At 59.1% G+C, this 20,323-nt stretch carries 21 protein-coding genes; 8 read left to right on the forward strand and 13 right to left on the reverse strand.

Features of this window, described 5'->3' with window-relative positions:
• Positions 1–8 precede the first annotated feature (8 nt).
• Positions 9–992: an ABC transporter substrate-binding protein gene (locus ACZ47E_RS08260; RefSeq protein WP_004442696.1), complete on the reverse strand. Its 984-nt coding sequence runs from the start codon at positions 990–992 to the stop codon at positions 9–11.
• A 333-nt stretch (positions 993–1,325) separates the two neighbouring features.
• Entirely contained in the window at positions 1,326–2,570 is a 1,245-nt protein-coding gene (locus ACZ47E_RS08265; protein WP_004442697.1) for an aminotransferase-like domain-containing protein, read from the reverse strand.
• A gap of 272 nt (positions 2,571–2,842) precedes the next feature.
• Between ACZ47E_RS08265 and ACZ47E_RS08270 the strand changes: the two genes are divergently transcribed.
• Together ACZ47E_RS08270 and ACZ47E_RS08275 are read left to right on the forward strand one after the other, a co-directional pair.
• Positions 2,843–3,295 carry an RbsD/FucU family protein gene (locus ACZ47E_RS08270; protein ID WP_022556554.1) on the forward strand — a complete coding sequence of 151 codons (453 nt, stop codon included), beginning with the start codon at positions 2,843–2,845 and terminating at the stop codon, positions 3,293–3,295.
• Positions 3,296–3,403: 108 nt separating this feature from the next.
• Positions 3,404–4,435: an endonuclease/exonuclease/phosphatase family protein gene (locus tag ACZ47E_RS08275; protein WP_278066865.1), complete on the forward strand. Its 1,032-nt coding sequence runs from the start codon at positions 3,404–3,406 to the stop codon at positions 4,433–4,435.
• 68 nt (positions 4,436–4,503) lie between these two features.
• Here ACZ47E_RS08275 and ilvC read toward each other — a convergent pair whose 3' ends face one another.
• From ilvC to ACZ47E_RS08290, 3 genes are all read right to left on the reverse strand, one after another.
• The gene (gene ilvC / locus ACZ47E_RS08280; protein ID WP_113381164.1) at positions 4,504–5,523 is read right to left on the reverse strand and encodes a ketol-acid reductoisomerase; all 1,020 of its coding nucleotides are present in this window, start codon (positions 5,521–5,523) and stop codon (positions 4,504–4,506) included.
• Between the two features lie 49 nt (positions 5,524–5,572).
• Entirely contained in the window at positions 5,573–6,226 is a 654-nt protein-coding gene (locus ACZ47E_RS08285; protein ID WP_004442706.1) for a TetR/AcrR family transcriptional regulator, read from the reverse strand.
• Between the two features lie 397 nt (positions 6,227–6,623).
• Positions 6,624–7,529, reverse strand: a complete 906-nt coding sequence (locus tag ACZ47E_RS08290; protein WP_004442707.1) for an AraC family transcriptional regulator — start codon at positions 7,527–7,529, stop codon at positions 6,624–6,626.
• A gap of 189 nt (positions 7,530–7,718) precedes the next feature.
• Between ACZ47E_RS08290 and ACZ47E_RS08295 the strand changes: the two genes are divergently transcribed.
• The gene (locus ACZ47E_RS08295) at positions 7,719–8,765 is read left to right on the forward strand and encodes an NAD(P)-dependent alcohol dehydrogenase (RefSeq protein WP_004442709.1); all 1,047 of its coding nucleotides are present in this window, start codon (positions 7,719–7,721) and stop codon (positions 8,763–8,765) included.
• A gap of 69 nt (positions 8,766–8,834) precedes the next feature.
• Here the strand turns inward: ACZ47E_RS08295 and ACZ47E_RS08300 are convergent, their stop codons facing one another.
• Entirely contained in the window at positions 8,835–10,100 is a 1,266-nt protein-coding gene (locus tag ACZ47E_RS08300; RefSeq protein WP_004442710.1) for an NAD(P)/FAD-dependent oxidoreductase, read from the reverse strand.
• Between the two features lie 174 nt (positions 10,101–10,274).
• Positions 10,275–11,030, reverse strand: a complete 756-nt coding sequence (locus ACZ47E_RS08305; RefSeq protein WP_278066866.1) for a pyridoxine 5'-phosphate synthase — start codon at positions 11,028–11,030, stop codon at positions 10,275–10,277.
• 234 nt (positions 11,031–11,264) lie between these two features.
• Here ACZ47E_RS08305 and ACZ47E_RS08310 point away from each other — a divergent pair, with 234 nt between their 5' ends.
• Positions 11,265–11,963, forward strand: coding sequence for a MerR family transcriptional regulator (locus ACZ47E_RS08310; protein WP_072494615.1), 699 nt, complete (start codon positions 11,265–11,267; stop codon positions 11,961–11,963).
• A gap of 6 nt (positions 11,964–11,969) precedes the next feature.
• Here the strand turns inward: ACZ47E_RS08310 and ACZ47E_RS08315 are convergent, their stop codons facing one another.
• Positions 11,970–13,097, reverse strand: a complete 1,128-nt coding sequence (locus ACZ47E_RS08315) for an ATP-dependent DNA helicase (protein WP_004442716.1) — start codon at positions 13,095–13,097, stop codon at positions 11,970–11,972.
• A gap of 207 nt (positions 13,098–13,304) precedes the next feature.
• On the opposite strand from ACZ47E_RS08315, the gene ACZ47E_RS08320 reads away from it, so the two are divergent.
• From ACZ47E_RS08320 to ACZ47E_RS08330, 3 genes are read left to right on the forward strand one after another with little or no spacing between them, the layout of a single operon-like run.
• The gene (locus tag ACZ47E_RS08320) at positions 13,305–13,685 is read left to right on the forward strand and encodes a COG4315 family predicted lipoprotein (protein ID WP_051634433.1); all 381 of its coding nucleotides are present in this window, start codon (positions 13,305–13,307) and stop codon (positions 13,683–13,685) included.
• Positions 13,669–14,220 (forward strand): RNA polymerase sigma factor, encoded by a 552-nt coding sequence (locus tag ACZ47E_RS08325; protein WP_022556561.1) that lies wholly within the window; start codon positions 13,669–13,671, stop codon positions 14,218–14,220. The genes ACZ47E_RS08320 and ACZ47E_RS08325 overlap by 17 nt, the downstream gene beginning before the upstream one ends.
• Positions 14,217–15,005 (forward strand): anti-sigma factor family protein, encoded by a 789-nt coding sequence (locus ACZ47E_RS08330; RefSeq protein WP_045531873.1) that lies wholly within the window; start codon positions 14,217–14,219, stop codon positions 15,003–15,005. The genes ACZ47E_RS08325 and ACZ47E_RS08330 overlap by 4 nt, the downstream gene beginning before the upstream one ends.
• 18 nt (positions 15,006–15,023) lie before the next feature.
• Here the strand turns inward: ACZ47E_RS08330 and ACZ47E_RS08335 are convergent, their stop codons facing one another.
• The gene (locus ACZ47E_RS08335; RefSeq protein ID WP_035209723.1) at positions 15,024–15,617 is read right to left on the reverse strand and encodes a LysE family translocator; all 594 of its coding nucleotides are present in this window, start codon (positions 15,615–15,617) and stop codon (positions 15,024–15,026) included.
• 162 nt (positions 15,618–15,779) lie between these two features.
• Here ACZ47E_RS08335 and ACZ47E_RS08340 point away from each other — a divergent pair, with 162 nt between their 5' ends.
• On the forward strand, positions 15,780–16,625 hold the full coding sequence (locus ACZ47E_RS08340; protein WP_045531875.1) for an aldo/keto reductase: 846 nt from the start codon (positions 15,780–15,782) through the stop codon (positions 16,623–16,625).
• Positions 16,626–16,790: 165 nt separating this feature from the next.
• On the opposite strand, the gene ACZ47E_RS08345 is transcribed toward ACZ47E_RS08340, so the two are convergent.
• The 4 genes from ACZ47E_RS08345 to ACZ47E_RS08360 all read right to left on the reverse strand — a co-directional run bounded on the left by ACZ47E_RS08345 (position 16,791) and on the right by ACZ47E_RS08360 (position 20,204).
• Positions 16,791–17,324 carry an SRPBCC family protein gene (locus ACZ47E_RS08345; RefSeq protein ID WP_037089932.1) on the reverse strand — a complete coding sequence of 178 codons (534 nt, stop codon included), beginning with the start codon at positions 17,322–17,324 and terminating at the stop codon, positions 16,791–16,793.
• The gene (locus tag ACZ47E_RS08350; protein ID WP_006697797.1) at positions 17,317–17,685 is read right to left on the reverse strand and encodes an ArsR/SmtB family transcription factor; all 369 of its coding nucleotides are present in this window, start codon (positions 17,683–17,685) and stop codon (positions 17,317–17,319) included. Before ACZ47E_RS08350 ends, ACZ47E_RS08345 begins: the two co-directional genes overlap by 8 nt.
• Positions 17,686–17,818: 133 nt before the next feature.
• Entirely contained in the window at positions 17,819–18,391 is a 573-nt protein-coding gene (gene ilvN, locus ACZ47E_RS08355; protein WP_004442728.1) for an acetolactate synthase small subunit, read from the reverse strand.
• 19 nt (positions 18,392–18,410) lie between these two features.
• Positions 18,411–20,204: an acetolactate synthase 3 large subunit gene (locus ACZ47E_RS08360; protein WP_112766551.1), complete on the reverse strand. Its 1,794-nt coding sequence runs from the start codon at positions 20,202–20,204 to the stop codon at positions 18,411–18,413.
• Positions 20,205–20,323: the final 119 nt, after the last annotated feature.

Here is a 20,323-nt window from a genome sequence, read left to right on the forward strand (position 1 = left end):
CCGATTTATCAGCCCTTGGAACCGAAAATATCGGAGAAGGTCTTGAGATCCTGTTCGGAATTCTTCAGTGCATCGGCAGCGCTGAGCGGCAGAACCTTGATCTTGTCGCGGGCCGGGAAACCTTCCGGCATGCCGGCATCGGCACGGACAGGGATGTAACCGAGCTTGACGAAGCCCTGCTGGCCCTTTTCCGAAAGCACGTAATCGACAAACTTCTTGGCCGCTTCCTCGTGCTTGGTGCCCTTGATGATCGCGACCGGCTCGGTGACAGCAGAAACGCCCTCTTCCGGGAAGACGAATTCGACCGGTGCGCCCTTGGCCTTTTCACGGATCGGCATGTAATCGACCACCACGCCGTAAGCCTTTTCGCCCGAAGCGACGGACTTCAGCACCGCGCCGTTGCCACCGCCGGCAATGGCTTCATTGGCCTTCAGCTGCTTGTAGTAATCCCAGCCGAGGCCATTTGCGGCGGCAAGCGTCTGCGCGTGAATCAGTGCCGCACCCGACGTCAGCGGGCTCGGCATGGTTACGAGACCCTTGGCTTCCGCCTTCGCCAGATCTTTCCAGCTCGTCGGCTTCATCGCGGCGGCCGTATTGTACATTATGCCTGTCGTGATGAGCTTCGTGGAGTAATAGAAGCCGTCTGCATCATAGAGCGTGGCATCGATATTCTTGGCTTCGGGAGACTTGTGGGCGAGCAGCTGACCGGCCTGCTTCATGCGCTCCAGCGTCACGGTATCGGCGATCAGAAGCACGTCGGCAACCGGATTGCCGGCGCTGATTTCCGCCATCAGCTTGGCCATGATTTTCGGCGTTCCGTCACGTACCCACTCGACTTCGAGACCGGGATTGGCAGCCTTGAACCCGTCAACGGTCGCCTGCGCGTCCTCATTCGGCTGGCTGGTATAAAGCACCAGATCGGCGGCATTGGCAGCAGTGGCGATGAAGCCAAGCGATACGATGGCGGTGAAAGCGGAGAGCAGCGTTTTCATGGATCCAGTCCCTGTTGTTCGGTGGGACCGCTAAAACATGATTGCATAACATGTATGTGACAGGCAGGATTTTAGTGGTGTGATCTGTTGGGGCCAGCGGGATTGAGGGGAACAGTGCCTCTTGGTGCTTGCGGCTCACCCCCCTCTGCCCTGCCGGGCATCTCCCCCTCAAGGGGGAGATCGGCAAGAGGCGTTGACAGCACTTCATTTTCAACTGTTGCGATAGGCGATACCTTAACCGCGAGTCGATCTCCCCCCTTGAGGGGGAGATGTCCGGCAGGACAGAGGGGGGGAAGCCACAACCCCCGTCGCCGCCGAAAAACCTCGCAACCCTCAAATCGCCGGAACTACCTCAGCCGTTTCCGCCTGAGCCGTCGCAATCAACCGCCCGAGGCGCTTCATGCCTTCCTCGATCATCGCCTCGTTGGCGCAGGAGAAGCTGATGCGCAGCGTGTTCGTGCCCGAACCATCCGCAAAGAAAGCACGGCCGGGAACGAACGCAACCTTTTCCGTGGCGATGGATTTGGCAAGCAGCGCCGCCCCATCCATGCCCTCAGGCAGCGTCACCCAGATGAACATGCCGCCTTCCGGCTTCGTCCAGCTGGTCGTCTTCGGCATGTACTTCTCGAGCGCCGCCAGCATCGCATCGCGGCGTGCGCTATAGGCTGCCTTGATCTTGGCCACCTGCTTGTCGAAGCCGCGCGAGGCGACGCGTTCGATGGCGATCTGGTTGATCGTCGAGGAATGCAGGTCGGCGGCCTGCTTCATCAGCACCAGCTTTCGGATGACAGGAGCGGAAGCGACGATGTAACCGACGCGCAGACCCGGAGCGAGCGTCTTCGAGAAGCTGCCGCAATAGATGGTGCGGGTGTTTTCGATGCCGCCCGAACGGGCAATGTCGAGCGCCATGATCGGCGGAACGGCTTCGCCATCATAACGCAGCGACTGATAGGCCGCGTCTTCTATGACGGCGATATCGAGCTCGTCAGCAAGCTCCAGGAGCTTCTGCCGTCCGGCCAGATCGACGGTTTCGCCGGTCGGATTGGAAAAATCGGCCGATAGATAAGCGAACTTCACCGAACCGCCAAGCTTGGCCGCGGTTTCGCGGTAAGCCTCGGGCGTGCGGTTACCGCCGGGGTTCAGCTGGTCATAGTTGGGCTCATAGGCATTGAATGCCGAGAGCGCGCCGAGATAGGTAGGCCAGGTGACCAGCGCCGTATCCTTTGGCGACAGGAACAGCTTGCCGAGATAATCGAGACCCTGCTGCGAACCGGAAACGATGAAGACGTTGTCGGCGGTGCATTCGATGCCGATCTTGTCCATTTCGCCCGCCAGCCATTCGCGCAGCGGCTTGTAACCTTCGCTGACGGAATATTGCAGCGCGGCGTTGACCTGCGCGCCGGAAAAAATCTCCGCGTAAGCCTGCTGAAACTCCTCTGCTGGGAAAAGAGCGGGGTCCGGAATACCGCCGGCAAAGGAAATGATGTCGGGCTGCTCGAGCAGCTTCAGCAGCTCGCGGATTTCAGACGCTTTCATGCGCGAAGAGCGCGTGGCGAAAATTTGTTCCCAATTGAGCATGGGTACGTTTCCTCTTGTGTCGTTTTTATGCGTGCATCTTTACAGAAATGTCGATACGTCAGCAATACTGACTTATCAGTTTTTCGAATTATTTCTGCCTCCCTGCACATTGCCCTTAACTGGTCTCAATCGAGGCCGATTTCGCGGACAAAGCCAAATACACCCTTGCGCAAAGCTTCACAATCACACCTTTGCGATTGACGCCACGGGGTTTTCCGGCTGGATTGCACGCGAGCCACGACACGGCGAAAGCATCATGGGAGTTTGAGGACATGCTGAAGAATATCGACCCGGCGCTGAATGCCGACGTTCTGCACGCGCTGCGCGCCATGGGTCACGGCGACACGCTGGTGATCTCGGACACCAATTTCCCCTCCGACTCTGTTGCCCGCCACACCACAGTCGGCAAGGTTCTTCACATCGACAACGTCTCCGCTGCCCGCGCAATGAAAGCGATCCTGTCCGTCCTGCCGCTCGATACCCCGCTGCAGCCCTCGGTCGGCCGCATGGAAGTGATGGGCGCGCCCGATCAACTGGAACCGGTGCAGGCCGAAGTGCAGAGGGAAATCGACGCGGCTGAAGGAAAGTCCGCCCCCATGTACGGCATTGAACGCTTTGCCTTCTACGAAAAAGCCAAGCAGGCCTATTGCGTCATCACGACGGGCGAGACGCGGTTTTACGGCTGCTTTCTGCTGACGAAGGGCGTCATCCCGCCGGGCAAGTAAGATCGCACGACAAGATGGGCCGGGTATCTCACCCGTCATGACAATTTCAAGTTGTTGTGGCAAAAACTTCCTCTGGGTTCGCAAAACCAACCGGAGGGGTGAGGCATCATGACACGATATGTCCTGGCATTCTGGAATGTCGAAAACCTGTTTGCGCCGGAGGGTTATCCGGCGCGCGAGCCGTGGATTGCCGAGCGGCTGAAGAACGATCTGAAAGGCTGGACCGAAGACCTGTTCAAAACCAAGGTCAAACAGCTCGGCCTGATCATAAGTCAGATCGGCGGCGCGGGACCGGATCTGCTGGGTGTCTGCGAAGTCGAGAACCGTTTTGTGCTGGAGACGCTGGCGGAACATCTGAACGATCTCATGCCCACGCGGGCCTATCGCGTTGTGCACGCCGATTCCAGCAAGGACCAGCGCGGCATCGACACCGCCTTCATCTATGACAGCAGGAAGCTGCTGATCAACGAGAACGAGATTTTCAGCCATTTCGTCATGCGCCGCACCGGCACGCGAGACATTACCCAGTGCACCTTCATCACCAAGGGGGGCCGCCAGCTTATCGCGCTTTCCAATCACTGGCCGTCGCGATCCGGCGGCGCAGTGGAAAGCGCCGGTTTTCGCATGACCGCCGGTGAGACGCTGGGTTACTGGCACCAGCGCATCAGGGAAGAAAAAGGAAACAACATCGCCGTCATCGCTTTCGGCGACTTCAATGACGATCCTTCCGATGCTTCGCTGCGCTACCACGCCAATTCCACCCGCGAGCGCGACGATGTCGAAAACTCGCAATCGGCCATGTTCTACAATCTTGCCTGGAACTACCTGCGCCAGCCGGTGATGGATTCCGTCGGTTCAGCGCGAACGATTTATGGCACGCTCTACTTTAACGGCGATGCCAATATCTTCGACCAGATTCTCGTCTCCAGATCACTTCTTGTCGGCAGCAGCGGTTTCAAGGTGCGGGAAGAAACCGCAAAGGTCGAAGCCATCGCCGCCATGGTCAGTCACAGCAAGAACGAGGGGCCTATCCGCTTCGGCCTGTCGAAGGGCGACGCGGTCAAAAATGTCAATCTCGGCGGTTTTTCCGATCACTTTCCCGTTTCCGTTCTCGTCGAGGAAGACGACGCCATCATGTGAGGGCACATCGAAAACGAAAGGCCGGAGCTTTCGCCCCGGCCTCCAAAATTTTCATCAAGCAATGAAGCTTAGTTGACGGCCTTGTCGACCAGCTTGTTCTTGCCGATCCAGGGCATCATGCCGCGGAGCTTGGCGCCGACTTCTTCAATCTGGTGGCTGTCGTTGTTGCGACGGATGCCCTTGAAGCGAGCGCCGCCGGCCTTCCATTCCTGCATCCACTCGGAGGTAAACTTGCCGGTCTGGATGTCGTGCAGGACGCGCTTCATTTCAGCCTTGGTGTCGGCAGTGATGATGCGCGGACCGGTGACGTATTCGCCCCATTCTGCGGTGTTGGAGATCGAGTAGTTCATGTTGGCGATGCCGCCTTCATAGATCAGGTCAACGATCAGCTTCACTTCGTGCAGGCACTCGAAATAGGCCATTTCCGGAGCGTAACCGGCTTCGACCAGAGTTTCGAAACCAGCGCGGATCAGTTCGACGAGACCGCCGCACAGAACGACCTGTTCGCCGAAGAGGTCGGTTTCGCACTCTTCCTTGAAGTTGGTCTCGATGATGCCCGAACGGCCGCCGCCAACGCCGCAGGCGTAGGAAAGAGCGAGTTCAAGGGCGTTGCCCGAAGCGTTCTGGTGAACGGCAACGAGGCACGGAACGCCGCCGCCCTTCTGGTATTCGCCGCGAACCGTGTGGCCAGGGCCCTTCGGTGCGATCATGACGACGTCGACCGATGCCTTCGGCTCGATGAGGCCGAAGTGAACATTGAGGCCGTGCGCGAAAGCAATCGCTGCGCCATCACGGATGTTGCCGGCAATGTCGGCCTTGTAGATGTCGGCCTGCAGTTCGTCAGGCGTTGCCATCATCAGCAGGTCGCCCCACTTGGCGGCTTCGGCAACGGTCATGACCTTGAAGCCATCGGCTTCGGCCTTCTTGACGGTCGGAGAACCGGCCTTGAGAGCGATGACGACGTTCTTGGCACCGGAATCCTTGAGGTTCAGCGCATGGGCGCGGCCCTGGGAGCCGTAACCGACGACGACGACATTCTTGGACTTGATGAGATTGAGATCGGCATCACGATCATAATAAACGCGCATTTTATGGTCCTTCCCTAATGCTTGTCTCTCAGTTGTCTGAACCGGAAGCTTAAGCGACCTTGCCGCCCAGTTCCGAATGTACCTTTTCCGTGCCGTAGAGGGTCAGGAAGGCAATGACAGCCTTCTTCGCCCGGGCAGAAAAATCCTTGTCCGGCGCCTCGCCCAGCAGCATGCGCACATGCAGATCCGAGACGATAAGGCCGTAAAAACTGCGATATGCCTCTTCGGCATCATCGAAACGCAGGTAACCGGAACGGCGACCTGCCTCGATCAGCCCACGGGCGCGGCGGTCGATCTGGCGACGACCACGTTCCAGCAGCAGATCACCGAGCTTCGATCCATCCCGGCTCGCCTGCCCTATCGCCAAACGGTTAAGCGCCAATGACACGTCGCCCGCCAGCACATCCAGCAGATCATGGGCGAAAACCTCGAGGTGATCGGCAAGCTGCGGTGCGGAGACGCGGTCACCCGCCTTTTCGAAGGTGCGGACCTTGCTCTGCTGAAAGGTGATCATCGCCGCCAGCAGGCCATCGCGATCACCGAACCACTTGTAAAGGCTTTCCTTGGAACAGTTGGCGGCGCGCGCCAGTCCCGATGTGGTCAGCGCTTTCTCGCCGCCTTCGACCAATAGACGCAATGCCTGGTCCAGAACGGCGTTCTGGCGCGGCGAAAATTCCTGCGCTGTGATCGGGTCGGAAGCCAAGTCTTTCCACTCCAAGGGGCTCGATTGATGTACCGTACGGTACGGTTCGAGCGCCATTTAAGCGGAGGCTGCGTTGCGGTCAAGCGGATTCTTTAGAGGGGGATGAGAATTGACTCGGTGCGGCGTGGGATGAATAGCAACGCGGGTGCGTCTTCAGGCGGTTGTGTGTGGTAGCGGGTCGTCGTTGGGTGTGGCTTACCCCCCTCTGCCCTGCCGGGCATCTCCCCCTCAAGGGGGGAGATCAGCAAGAGGCCCCTTTCACCACTCCATCCTCGACCGTTGAGATAGTCGAAACCTAGCCGCATATCGATCTCCCCCCTTGAGGGGGAGATGCCCGGCAGGGCAGAGGGGGTAAGCCACACCCACCGAAGACCCGCTACGAATGCACAGCCCCAATCTACCCCGCCGCAATCTCGCGCGATGCATCGACGTCCCGTGACGGCGACAGCCCGTAAAAGCGGCTATATTCTCGGCTGAACTGCGAAGGGCTCTGATAACCGACGCGATGGCCCGCGGTGCCGGCATCCAGTCGCTCCAGCAGCATAAGCCGCCGCGCCTCATGCAGGCGAAGCTGCTTCTGGTACTGGACCGGCGTCATGGCCGTGATCGTCTTGAAATGATGATGGAAGGACGAGACGCTCATGCCGATGTGATCTGCAAGGTCTTCGACGCGCAGCTGGCGTGCGAAATTCTCGCGCAGCCATGCGATGGCGCGGGCGATGCGGTTGCCGTGACTTCCAGCGGCAATGATGTTCATCAGCTGCCCGCCGGCCGGTCCGGTCAAAATGCGATAAAGGATTTCCTGTTCGATCAGCGGCGCCACGGCGGCAATGTCTGCGGGACGATCGAGCAGGCGCAGCAGGCGGATGGCCGCATCGAGAAGTTCCGGCGTGGCTGTGTTGACCACGATGCCGCGCTGCGCATTCGTCGGCTCCACCGGTGGATCGATAGGAACACGCCGCATGAGATCGAGCAGCTTTTCACTGTCGATGGCAAGCGAGATGCAGAAATGCGGCACTTCCCTGCTCGCCTCCACCACCCGCCACGCAACCGGCAGATCAAGCGATGTCAGGAGATAATCGCCGGCACCGTAGTTGATGGTGTCCGTCCCCAATTGGACGCTTTTCGATCCCTGGATAACCATGGCGAGACAAGGGCGATAACTGCCGTGGCAGGGAGCGCTCGGAGTCGTACGCCGGCTGATGCCAAGGGAGCCGATTGCCGTCTGCACCTCGCCGTCGCTGGTGGCATGCCGCGCGGCGATGGAAGCAATTTCCTGATAGACATTGAACGACAAGGACATAGGGGAAATCCCTTGACTGACGGAAGAGGTGTGTTTGATGTCATCTATCTAGAAAGCCTCTCGGCCCGCGCAAAGAGCGCACCATCATATTTTTGCAGGATCGTGCAAAAAGCTAGGAGGATCGCTCTAACGCCCGTTCGTTCTTCCATTGCATATTCCGCCGTCCCCAACTCCCGAAAGGATATTCAGATGGCTATTGCAAGAGGTTACGCTGCGACAGATGCGTCGAAGCCGCTTACCCCGTTCACCTTCGAACGCCGCGAGCCGAATGATGACGACGTCGTCATCGATATCAAATATGCCGGTATCTGCCATTCCGACATTCATACCGTCCGCAACGAATGGAAGAACGCCGTCTACCCGATCGTTCCGGGCCACGAAATCGCCGGTGTCGTCCGTGCCGTTGGCTCCAAGGTCACCAGATTCAAGGTCGGTGATCATGTCGGCGTGGGCTGTTTTGTCGATTCCTGCGTCGGTTGCGCCACGCGCGATCTCGACAATGAACAGTACATGCCGGGTCTCGTGCAGACCTATAACTCCGTCGAACGCGACGGCAAGACCGCCACGCAGGGCGGTTACTCCGACCATATCGTCGTGCGGGAAGATTACGTCCTCTCCATTCCGGAAAACCTGCCGCTAGATGCCTCCGCTCCCCTGCTCTGCGCTGGTATCACGCTTTATTCGCCGCTTCAGCACTGGAATGCCGGCCCGGGCAAGAAGGTGGCTATCGTCGGCATGGGCGGTCTTGGCCACATGGGCGTGAAGATCGGTTCAGCCATGGGCGCGGATATCACCGTGCTTTCGCAGACACTCTCCAAGAAGGAAGACGGCCTTAAGCTTGGCGCGAAGGAATATTATGCCACCAGCGATGCCTCGACCTTCGAAAAGCTCGCCGGTACCTTCGACCTGATCCTGTGCACCGTTTCGGCGGAAATCGACTGGAATGCCTATCTCGGCCTGCTGAAGGTCAATGGCACCATGGTGCTTCTCGGTGTGCCTGAACATGCGATCCCCGTGCACGCCTTCTCGGTCATCCCCGGCCGCCGTTCTCTGGCTGGCTCTATGATCGGCTCCATCAAGGAAACCCAGGAGATGCTGGATTTCTGCGGCAAGCACGACATCGTGTCCGAAATCGAAAAGATCGACATCAAGGACGTCAACGAGGCTTATGAGCGCGTGCTGAAGAGCGACGTACGTTACCGCTTCGTCATCGACATGGCGTCGCTCGACGCCTGATGCGTCAGGAAACGGCGAAACAGGAAACGGCGGGAAGCCATGCTTCCCGCCGTTTCTTTGTCACTTGCCTCACGCCTCGTCCTTCAGCGTTTCTTTCTGGGTGATCAGCCGCGCGCTGTGCTGGCCACTCAAGTAAATCCAAAGCCAGCTCCACGCCACGGCCAGCCGCGAACGCGTTCCGATCAGGAAATAGATATGGGCAAGTCCCCATATCCACCATGCCAGCACGCCCTTGAGCTTGAACCGGCCAAAATCGATCACCGCCGCGCGTTTGCCGATCGTGGCAAGATTGCCCTGATGGCTGTAGCGGAAGGGTGAAGGAAACGGCTTGCCGTCAAGCCGCGCCTTGATGACCTTCGCGACGTAAGCGCCCTGCTGCTTTGCCGCAGGCGCAATACCCGGCACCGGCTTGCCGTTTTCCTGATTGACGGCGGCGGTATCGCCGATGACGAAGATATCGGGATCGTCTTCCAGATTAAGCTGTGGCCCGACAATGGCCCGCCCTGCCCTGTCGGCGGCGGCATTGAGCCATTTGGCCGCGGGAGAAGCCTGCACGCCGGCGGCCCAGACGACCGTACGGCAGGGATAATGGGTCTCGCCCACCGTCACGCCCTCATCGCTGCAGGCCGTCACCGGCGTTCCGAGCAGAACCTCGACGCCAAGTTTCTCAAGCGCCTCCTTGGCATAGGCCGAAAGATCCTCCGTAAAGACCGGCAGCACGCGGGGACCAGCCTCGACGAGCAGCACGCGGGTCTTTCGGGTGTCAACGTTGCGGAATTCCGCCGGCAACGCCTTATGGGCAAGCTCTGCAATCATGCCTGCCATTTCCACGCCGGTCGGGCCTGCCCCTATGATGACAAAGGTTAGCAGTGCCTGTCGTTCCTCTTCGCTGGTCGCCAGTTCGGCGCGTTCGAAGGCAAGAAGCAGGCGGCGGCGAATTGTCGTTGCATCCTCCAGCGTCTTGAGACCCGGCGCGGAACGCTCCCACTCATCGTGACCGAAATAGGCGTGGCGTGCGCCTGTCGCGAGCACCAAAGTGTCGAAACGGATCGTTTCACCGGTGTTGAGATGCACGGTCCGGGCCGCCCGATCCACGCCGGTCACCTCGGCAAGCAGCGTCGTGACCTCCTTGCGATCGCGGTAGAGATGACGGATCGGCCACGCGATCTCGGATGTCGCCAGCGCAGTCGTCGCAACCTGATAAAGCAATGGCTGGAAAAGGTGATGATTGCGACGATCGATCAATGTGATGCGGACAGGGGCCCCCTCCAGCCCGTGTACCAGCTGCAAACCGCCGAAGCCTCCACCCACGACGACAACATGATGTTCTTGCATATGTCTCTGCCTTCAAAAGCCCGAGCATCGGTCCGGAAAGTGAATTCCGACTATCGGAAACGCCGATACTCAACCCAGAACCTAGTTCGGCGGGACCGGTTCCGACATATCTCCCGCCGCCCTCGCGCACGGAGCATGCGCAAGGCAGAACATAGGCGAAAAAATTGGCTTTGGTTATGAAATAGCCTGACCGCAGGCCTGCCGAAAACGCCGGACTGTTTCCGCCATGCCATATTCCAGGGCATCCGCCGTCAACCCGTGGCCAATTGAAACCTCGGCCAGATAAGGGATACGTTTCATCAGCTTTGGCAGGTTCGCGACGGTGAGATCATGGCCCGCATTGACGGCAAGTCCGAGCGCCGCAGCATGGTCCGCCGTCCGCCCAAGCGCCTCGACGAGCACATCGGCCTTGTGCGGATCGTCATAACAGCCGCCATAGGGCCCGGTATAAAGTTCGATACGCGCAGCGCCCGTCTCAGCCGCCAGTTCCACCGGCTCGCGTTCGCCGTCGCCATCTGCGAAAAGCGACACCCGCATGCCGCCCGATTTCAGCCGTCCGACGACCTGCTTTAGAAATTTCGCATGCGCGCGGAAATCCCAGCCATGATCGGAGGTTGCCTGCGACGGATCGTCAGGTACGAGTGTGACCTGTTCGGGCTGGGTCTTTTCGCACAGAAGGAGAAAATCCTCACTCGGATATCCTTCAATGTTGAACTCCGCGGAGGGAAACCTGTCATCGATCAGCGCGCGCAGGGCCGGTAGATCCGAGAAGCGGATATGGCGCTGGTCAGGCCGCGGGTGTACAGTCAGCCCGCTCGCCCCCGCCTCCAGTGCAATATGCCCGAAATGCGCGACATCCGGCCACGGAAGATCGCGGCGGTTGCGTAACATGGCAATTGCGTTCAGATTGACAGAGAGTTTTGCGGGCATGGCATCGGGCTCCGGTTTGGAATTGACATCCTGTTTCACGCAGGTTGACGCCGACCGCAAGGAGGCTGATAAATTTTTTATCATACCGGGAACGAAAGTGCGCATGACACGTTCCGGTTTTGATGTAGCGTTTGGCATTATGTTTTTATCGAAAAACGGTCTGTTGCGGGGGAATAAGCAACAGACGCCTTTAAAAAGGCAGACACGCTGCCGGAGAGCGCGAAGGGGGAGACAATGCAGGATGGCCGGATGCCGTTCGAAAGTCACGGCGACGAGGACAAACCTAATCTAAGGGTCAACAGCTTTCTACCGGATATAAGCCTGCCCTCATCGCTGCCCGCGGAACCGGTTCCGATCGCCGACATGGCCAATATCTTCGGAGTGACCCACCGTACCCTGCATTTTTACGAAGAAAAGGCACTGCTGACCTCTAAACGCATCGGACAGATGCGGGTCTATTCTCACCGCAACGTCCAGCGCATGGCCGTTATCAACGTTTGCCGCGAAGTCGGTATTTCCGTGGCTTCGATTACGGAGATCATGGAAAAACTGGTCCGTTCTCTCTCACAGGAAGAGGCAGACGATATATTTCGCGACGCACTAAGGCAGCGAAAGCGAGAGTTGACGGCGGAGCTTTCCACGCTCCAGCGCCAGGCCCAGCAGATCGAGGAACTGCTCGTCACCGATAGCGACGAAGATGGCGCGGACGCGGCCGAGCGGGGACAGGCAAACGACATCGCGCTAACCGATCCTGAACGGAAATGTCTCGAACTCATGGCGGAAGGATACGCCCCTGTCAGGCTCGCCCGCGCCCTTGGCCTTTCGGCAAACGAGCTTAACATCCTCGAAGCGAAGATTATCGGCAAGTTCAGCGCCAGCAACCGTTTTCAGGCGGTGGCCAAGGCGGTTCTGCTCGGCGTCATCCGCGCCTGATCAGGATCAGCGAACGATGGTCAGGGTCTCAGCCGCGCGGGTAATGGCGGTGTAAAGCCACCTCTCGCGCGAGTCCCGGAACGCATAACTCTCATCGAAGAGAACCACGTTATTCCATTGCGAACCCTGGGCCTTGTGCACCGTCAACGCATAGCCGAAATCGAATTCGTCATAACGCTTGCGCGTGGACCACGGAATTTCGGTCTCCACGTCCTCGAAGGCCGCCTTCAGCAGTTTGATCTTGGCCGCACCGCGATCCATATCGTCGTCTTCAGGCCGGATCATCAGGTTGATACCAGGCTTCACCGTCTCGCGCGACGAACTCATCACCTGCCACAGCGAGCCGTTGAGTAGGCCCTTGGCCGGATCGTTGCGAAGGCAGACCAGCTTGTCGCCCGATTGCGGATAATCGGCGGTAAAACCCTTCAGCTCGCGAAGACGTTGATTGTAGCGGCGGCGGGTGCGGTTGGTGCCAACCAGCACCTGATCGGCATCGAGCACTAGCGACTGCGTCACCTCGGATTTGGAGATCACCTGCGCGGAACCATAATCGCCGCGCATGATCTCCCGGCCTTCCCGCACATCCATGGCAAGATGGATGATGGGATTGTCCTTCGCCTGGCGATGGATTTCCGACAGCAGATAATCCGGCTCCTGCTCGGTAAAGAAGCCTCCGCCCGAAACCGGCGGCAGCTGGCCGGGATCGCCGAGCACGAGGATCGGCGTGCCGAAACTCATCAGATCCTTGCCAAGCTGCTCGTCTACCATCGAACATTCATCGATGATGATGAGCGCCGCCTTGGCGAGCGGACTCTGGCGGTTGATGGAGAACATCGGGGCAATCGAGGTCTTGCCGGTTTCTTCGTCTTCCACCGTCTCCTCTCCGCGCGGGCGGTAGATCAGGGAGTGGATGGTGCGGGCATTGGTCGCGCCGCGGGAACGCAGCACCTGCGCCGCCTTGCCGGTGAAGGCCGCAAACAGCACCTCTCCATCGACGTTTTCCGCAAAATGCTTGGCAAGCGTGGTCTTGCCGGTTCCGGCATAGCCGAACAGCCGGAAAACCGGCGACCGGCCTTCCTTGAGCCAGCGGGAAACAGCCTTGAGCGCTTCGTCCTGTTGCGGTGAAAATAACATGCGCCCTCATCGCAGGATTCGAGCCCGGTACGCAACAGAAAAAGAACGAAAGATGAATATCGTGAGCGCTGAAGCGCAGGTTTACGCCCGGTTTTCCCCGTTCGTCATCAGGCTGCTGAAAAAAATATTTTGCGAAGGGAATAAATCACGGACCAACGGTGTCTCTTGTTGTGCCGGCGGCTCGAGCCCGCCCGAACCAAGGAGGATATGTCCATGAAAATCCGCTTCATCGTCCCCGCCCTCGTTCTGGCCTTTGCCGGAACAGCCTATGCCGCCCCGGCGGTCGAAACGGTCAAGACCGCAAAAGGCAATGTGCTCGCAGGTGAAAAAGGCATGACGCTCTACACTTTCAAGAACGACAAGAAGGGCGTATCCAATTGTTATGACAAATGCGCCACGAACTGGCCGCCCTTCTTCGCTGCGGAGAATGCGAAAGCCGAAGGGGCTTACTCCATCGTGACGCGTAAGGACGGCAAGAAGCAATGGGCGAAGGACGGCATGCCGCTCTATTACTGGATCAAGGACACCAAGAAGGGCGATGCCACCGGCGACGGCGTGAACGGTGTGTGGGATGCAGCAAAACCCTGACGAGATGGAAGCTGCGACGCGGGGGAGACAGTCCCCCGCGGCCGGCAGCTTCGAAGCGGAGATGCTGGCCCTGATACCGATGCTGCGCCGTTATTCCCGCAGCCTTTCGCGCTCAGATACCGATGGAGAGGACCTGTTGCAGGACTGCGTCGAAAAGGCGCTGGCCAATAAAGCAACATGGCGCGGAACCGGTTTGAAATCATGGGCCTACACGATAATGACGAATCTTTATCGCAACCGCCACCGGACAGAGAAACGGCATCCTTCGGAAAGTCTCGATGAAACGATCGCCGCTGCCGAAACGCTGGGCGATACGCTGGAGAACGACCGCCTGCACGGCGCGCTTGCGCTGCTTTCGCCTGAGATGCGCGCCGTACTGATGCTGGTGACGGTGGAAGGCTACAGTTATCAGGAGGCGGCGGAGACATTGTCGATCCCGCTCGGCACCGTCATGTCCAGACTGTCCCGCGCCCGCGAAACTCTTCGCCAGCATCTGGCGGCGGATAATATCATTCCCCTGCGGAGACCACGATGAAACGGGCTGATGCCATAACCGAAGACGACCTGCACGCCTATGTCGACGGGCTTCTCTCCGACGATGACCGCGCGGCTGTCGAGGCATGGCTCGCGGAAAGACCGGAAGAGCAGAGCCGGGTGGAAGACTGGAAGAGACAGGCCGACAGCCTGAGAAATGCCTTCGCCTCCTATGCCGCCGCACATCCGCGTGACGCATCGATGCTGACTCACGAAAAGGTCGCACGCGCCTGGCGGCTTAAACCCCTTCTCCTGCGAACCGCGGCAGCCTTCCTGATCTTCACGGCGGGTGCGGCAGCCGGCAGGCTTCTGCCTTGGTCCGTTTCCACACCGCAGGATGTGGTGCTGGCATCGCTGACGACGGACATTCCTGCCCAGGCGAAATCCGCTTATCTCATCTACGCGAGCGAAGTGCGTCATCCCGTAGAGGTGGGGGCCGGGGAACAGCAGCATCTGGCAACCTGGCTTGGCAAGCGGCTCGGCTACCCTTTCGCGATTCCCGATCTTTCGAAGATTGGATATGACCTCGTCGGTGGGCGTCTTATCCCCGTCAGCGGCAAGCCGGGTGCGATGTTGATGTACCAGGACAGGACCGGCAGGCGGGTGACGGTGCTGATAGGCCACAACGAGGAAAACCGCACCACCAGTTTCCGCATGGCCAGCGCCGATGGAATCGAGACCTTCTACTGGATCGACAACGAGCTGGGTTACGCCGTCTCCGCGGAACTGACGCGAGCCGAGGTACAGGCGATCGCCGAGGAATGTTACCGGCAGTTCCCGACATAGGGTCGCCGAGTGGAGCCGTTATTTCAGCATCGGCCAGAGACTGATGACGAGAAGCACGGCCATGCTGATGTTGAACCATTTGAGCCGGACTGGAACGGAGAGCCAGTCGCGAAGCGCCGAGCCGAAACCGGCCCAGGTGGAAACACTGGGAAGATTGACGGCAGCGAAGGCCACCCCCACAAGCATTACGGTAAGGAAATACTGCGTTTCGTCCGTATATGTCGCCATTGCCGTGACCGCCATCACCCACGCCTTGGGATTGACCCACTGGAACGCCGCTGCCGCAAGAAAACTCATCGGCTGCGAAGTCGCCGTGCCTTCATGGAGGCTGCGGGACGTTCCGATTTTCCACGCGATCCAGACGAGATAAAGCCCACCCGCAAATTTCAGCCCGGTGTAAAGTGCCGGTACCGAATGCAACAGTGCCCCGAGGCCAAATCCGACCCCGATCAGCAGCGAAAGAAAGCCCGCACCGATGCCGAGCATATGCGGGACGGTGCGACGGAAACCAAAATTCACGCCGGAAGCAAACAGCATCATATTGTTCGGACCGGGCGTGATGGAGGTGGTGAAGGCAAACAGCACCAGCGCGATAAATGTCTCGGCAGTCATGATCTCTCCTGTGAAGGCAACCCTACCCACGGGACCGCCATCAGACCAGCCCGGCAAACCGATCGACGAGGTCAATTTTTTTGATGGATCGATCCCGCCCGTGCCGGGTTGAGAAGTCGGAACAAAGGCTTATTCTTTCCGCGAAAACCCTGGAGCGAAACGATGTATGATGACATTCCCTACGTTGCCCTCCCATCCGGAAAAGAGGTCCCAGCCCTCGGCCTCGGGACGTGGAACATGGGGGAGACGAGATCATCCGCCGAGCAGGAGGTTGAAAGTATCCGACGGGCCATCGACCTTGGCATGACGTTGATTGACACTGCGGAAATGTACGCGGACGGCCGATCGGAAGAGATAGTCGGCAGGGCTATCGTCAATCATCGCGAAGACGTGTTTCTGGTAAGCAAGGTCTATCCTTGGAATGCCAGCGCCACCGGCACTGTCGACGCCTGCGAGCGCAGCCTCGCCCGGCTCGGCACCGACCACATCGATCTCTATCTGCTGCACTGGCGCGGAGAGCACCCACTCGAAGAAACCGTGGCGGCTTTCGAAAGACTGAAGAGGGACGGCAAGATCGGCGACTGGGGCGTCTCCAATTTCGACACGGACGACATGGAAGAGCTTTTCGCTGTTCCTGACGGCAGGAACTGCGCCGCCAATCAGGTACTTTACAATCTGTCCCGACGCGGGCCGGAGTTTTCGCTGTTGCCCTGGTGCCAGCAACACGGCGTGCCACTGATGGCCTATTCTCCCATAGAACAGGGCCGTATTCTCAAGAACCATGAACTCATACGCATCGCCAAGGCCTATCAGGCGACCCCGGCGCAACTGGCTCTGGCTTTTCTGCTGGAAAGGGAAGGCGTCATCGCGATCCCGAAATCCTCGAATCCCGCGCGCGTCGAAGAAAATCGCGGCGCGACCGATCTTGATATAACCGAGGAGGACTGGGCCGCCCTGGATGCCGTCTTCCCCCCGCCAACGCGCAAGACGGCGCTGGAAATGCTTTGACGCAACAAACGGTTAGGAGACACGTCGGAATCAATCGCTCAAGCGGTTGAATCGGAATGTGAACGCCAAGTCCCATAGGCAGCCCTGTCGCCCAAGGGAAAATCAGGCGGACCAATCGAAACGGCGCGGCAAGCCGCGCCGTTGCATCACGAGAACGCACCGTGCCTATTGCGGTATCCGGTGCTCATATTCCTCTTTCAGACCCAGCCATGTTTCCCAGAAGGGTTCCGGCTCCTCCTCCTGAAGGCGGGCAGCGAGAACATCAAGGTGCACGTGCCAACCGGCGCTGACATTGAGCCTTGTGGTGCGATCCGCCAGCCGGCGATGGATCAGCGTCAGGAGCACGTCCTTGCCAAGAGCCTGGAGTTCGATGGAAACCTCGGCACCCTCGCCCCATGTGAAGACAAGGCGGTGCGGCGGAACAACCGTAATAATGCGGGAAGCCATCCTGTGTTCTTCGGAAAAGCCCTCAGGGCGGCGTCCGGGTGGATTGGAAAGTTCATCATTCCGCCACACCAGCTCGAATGGTGCGCCGGCGGCAAGCCGCATCTCGCCGGAAGCCAGCCAGCGGCGGCGAAGGTCGCTTTCCGTCAGATAGGCCCATACCCGTTCGACCGGCCCCGGCAGCAGCCGCTCGATCTTCAGGGTCGTCGGTTCAACGAGGCGACCATAAGTGTCAGGCATTGCAATATCAGCCATTGTCATTTCCTCCATCTGCAGGGGTTTTTCCCTGATCTTCCTCCCTGAGCATCTGCTCAAGAATATCGAGGCGGCTGCCCCAGAACTGCCGGTAGAAATCCAGCCATTCATGCGCTTCTTCCAGCCGTTCCGGCGCAAGGCGGCAGACATGGATACGCCCCCTCACCTCACGGCGGATGAGCCCCGCATTTTCCAGCGCCTTGATGTGCTTTGAAGCCGCAGCGAGCGAGATGTCGAACGGCTGAGCCAACTGTGTCACCGTTCGCTCACCGCGGGAAAGATCCCGCAGCATCGTGCGTCGTGTGGCGTCGCCCAAGGCATGAAAGACAGTGTCTAGATGTGAAGCGGATAATTCAACCATGTTGTTGAATATAGACTCCCGCCCAAGAAAGTCAACCATATGGTTGAATATATATCAGCCAAGAGCAGGCCATAAAAAAACCCGCGGCGAACCGCGGGCTTGTATTCCAACATCTGCTCTGCACTCGGAGAAATCACATCCCCTGCGAACCACGGTTCATCGCGGCAATGCCCGTGCGGCAGATTTCGATCAGGCCGAGCGGCTTGATGATCGCCACGAACTGGTCGATTTTCGACGACTTGCCGGTGATTTCGAAGATGAAATGCTCCACCGTCGCATCCACGACCTTGGCCTGAAACGCATCGGCAAGCCGCAACGCCTCGGCACGGACTTCACCGGTGCCGGCAACCTTGATCAGCGCCACTTCCCGCTCGATCGGCCGCTCCTGCCCCAGTTCGCGGGCGCGAACGGTCAGGTCGAGAACCCGGTGCACCGGCACGATCCGTTCCAGCTGCGCCTTGATCTGCTCCAGCACGATGGGCGTGCCGCGCGTGACGATGGTGATGCGCGAGAGATGCGCCTCATGTTCGGTTTCCGAAACCGTCAGGCTTTCAATGTTGTAGCCACGGCCCGAAAACAGCCCGATGACCCGAGCCAGCACGCCGGGCTCGTTGTTGACGAGAACCGACAGCGTGTGGTTTTCGACGGCGGCCGTTTCCTTCTGAATGAAGTAGGCAGAGCCGGTGGGTTGTAGGTGTGCGTTCATGTCCTTTTCCTCTCCCGGCTCAGACTAGCTGACGGCCCTTGGCGTCAATGGCGTTGGCAACTGCTTCATCCGTCGCCTCATCCGGCAGCAGCATCTCGTTATGAGCCTTACCAGACGGAATCATCGGGAAGCAATTGGCGAGATTGGCAACACGGCAATCGAAAATGACCGGCTTCTTGACCGCGATCATCTCGGCAATCTTGTCATCCAATTCCTTCGGGTCGTCGCAATACATGCCAACCGCGCCATAGGCTTCGGCCAGCTTGACGAAATCGGGCATGGCTTCCGTATAGGAGTTGGACAGGCGGTTGCCGTGCAGCAGCTGCTGCCACTGGCGCACCATGCCCATATACTGGTTGTTGAGGATGAAAATCTTCACCGGCAGGCCGTACTGGATGGCGCAGGACATCTCCTGAATGCACATCTGGATCGAGGCGTCACCGGCAATGTCGATAACCAGCGCTTCGGGGTGCGCGACCTGAACCCCGATGGCCGCCGGCAGGCCATAACCCATCGTGCCGAGACCGCCCGAGGTCATCCAGTGGTTCGGCTCCTCGAAGCCAAAAAACTGCGCCGCCCACATCTGGTGCTGGCCGACTTCCGTGGTGATGTAGGTGTCACGCCCCTTCGATGCCTCATAAAGCCGCTGCAGGGCATATTGCGGCATGATGACATCGTTGGAATTCTTGTAGGCGAAGGAGTTGCGTGCGCGCCAGCGCTCGATCTGCGCCCACCAATCCGCCGTCTGCGCCTTCTCAGGCTTCTTCGGCAAAGCGCGCCACAGGCGAACCATGTCTTCGAGGACATGGCTGACATCACCAATGATCGGAACGTCGACGCGAACCGTCTTGTTGATCGAGGAGGGATCGATATCGATATGGATCTTCTTCGAATTCGGCGAGAAAGCGTTGATGCGGCCGGTAATACGGTCGTCGAAACGCGCGCCGACGCAGACGAGAACGTCGCAATCATGCATCGTCATGTTGGCCTCGTAGGAACCGTGCATGCCCAGCATGCCGAGCCAGTTCTTGCCGGACGCCGGATAGGCACCGAGACCCATCAATGTCGACGTGATCGGGAAGCCGGTCAGCTCGACCAGTTCACGCAGCAACCGGGTTGCTTCCGGGCCGGAATTGATGACGCCGCCGCCGGTGTAGAAAACCGGCTTTTTCGCCTTCGACATCAGTTCGATGGCGGCATGGATGGCGTTGAGGTCGCCCTGAACCTTCGGCTTGTAGCTCTTCTGCTGGACGGCAGCCGAAGGCGGCGTGTAGGTGCCGGTGGCGAACTGGATGTCCTTCGGGATATCGACAACGACAGGACCCGGACGTCCGGTCTGCGCAATGCGGAAAGCCTCATGGATGATACCAGCCAGTTCGTTGACGTCCTTCACCAGCCAGTTGTGCTTGGTGCAGGGGCGCGTGATGCCAACAGTATCGCATTCCTGGAACGCGTCCGAGCCGATCAGCGTGGTGGGAACCTGGCCGGACAGGCAGACGAGCGGAATGGAATCCATCAGCGCATCCTGCAGGGGAGTAACTGCATTGGTCGCGCCGGGACCTGAGGTGACGAGCATGACACCGACCTTGCCGGTCGAGCGGGCATAACCTTCAGCCGCATGGCCAGCGCCCTGCTCATGGCGCACGAGAATATGCTGGATGTCTTCCTGCTGGAAAATCTCGTCATAGATCGGAAGTACGGCGCCGCCGGGATAACCGAAGATGTGCTCGACGCCGTTGTCCTTCAGCGCCCGCAAAACGATCTCCGCACCTGTCATGCGATTGCTGTTTTCCGTATTGTCCTTATCCGTCATTGCCTGTTTCCATCCCGCTTTGGCTTTGGATATCGAGGAGCCCGAGGGCCTGTTTGAAGACATAAAAAAAGGCCCCTAGAGGAGCCTCGTTCAGCGCATGGGTGCTTTCGCCGGATGGT

It is taken from the genome of Agrobacterium sp. 5Ca39 (genome assembly GCF_055382365.1).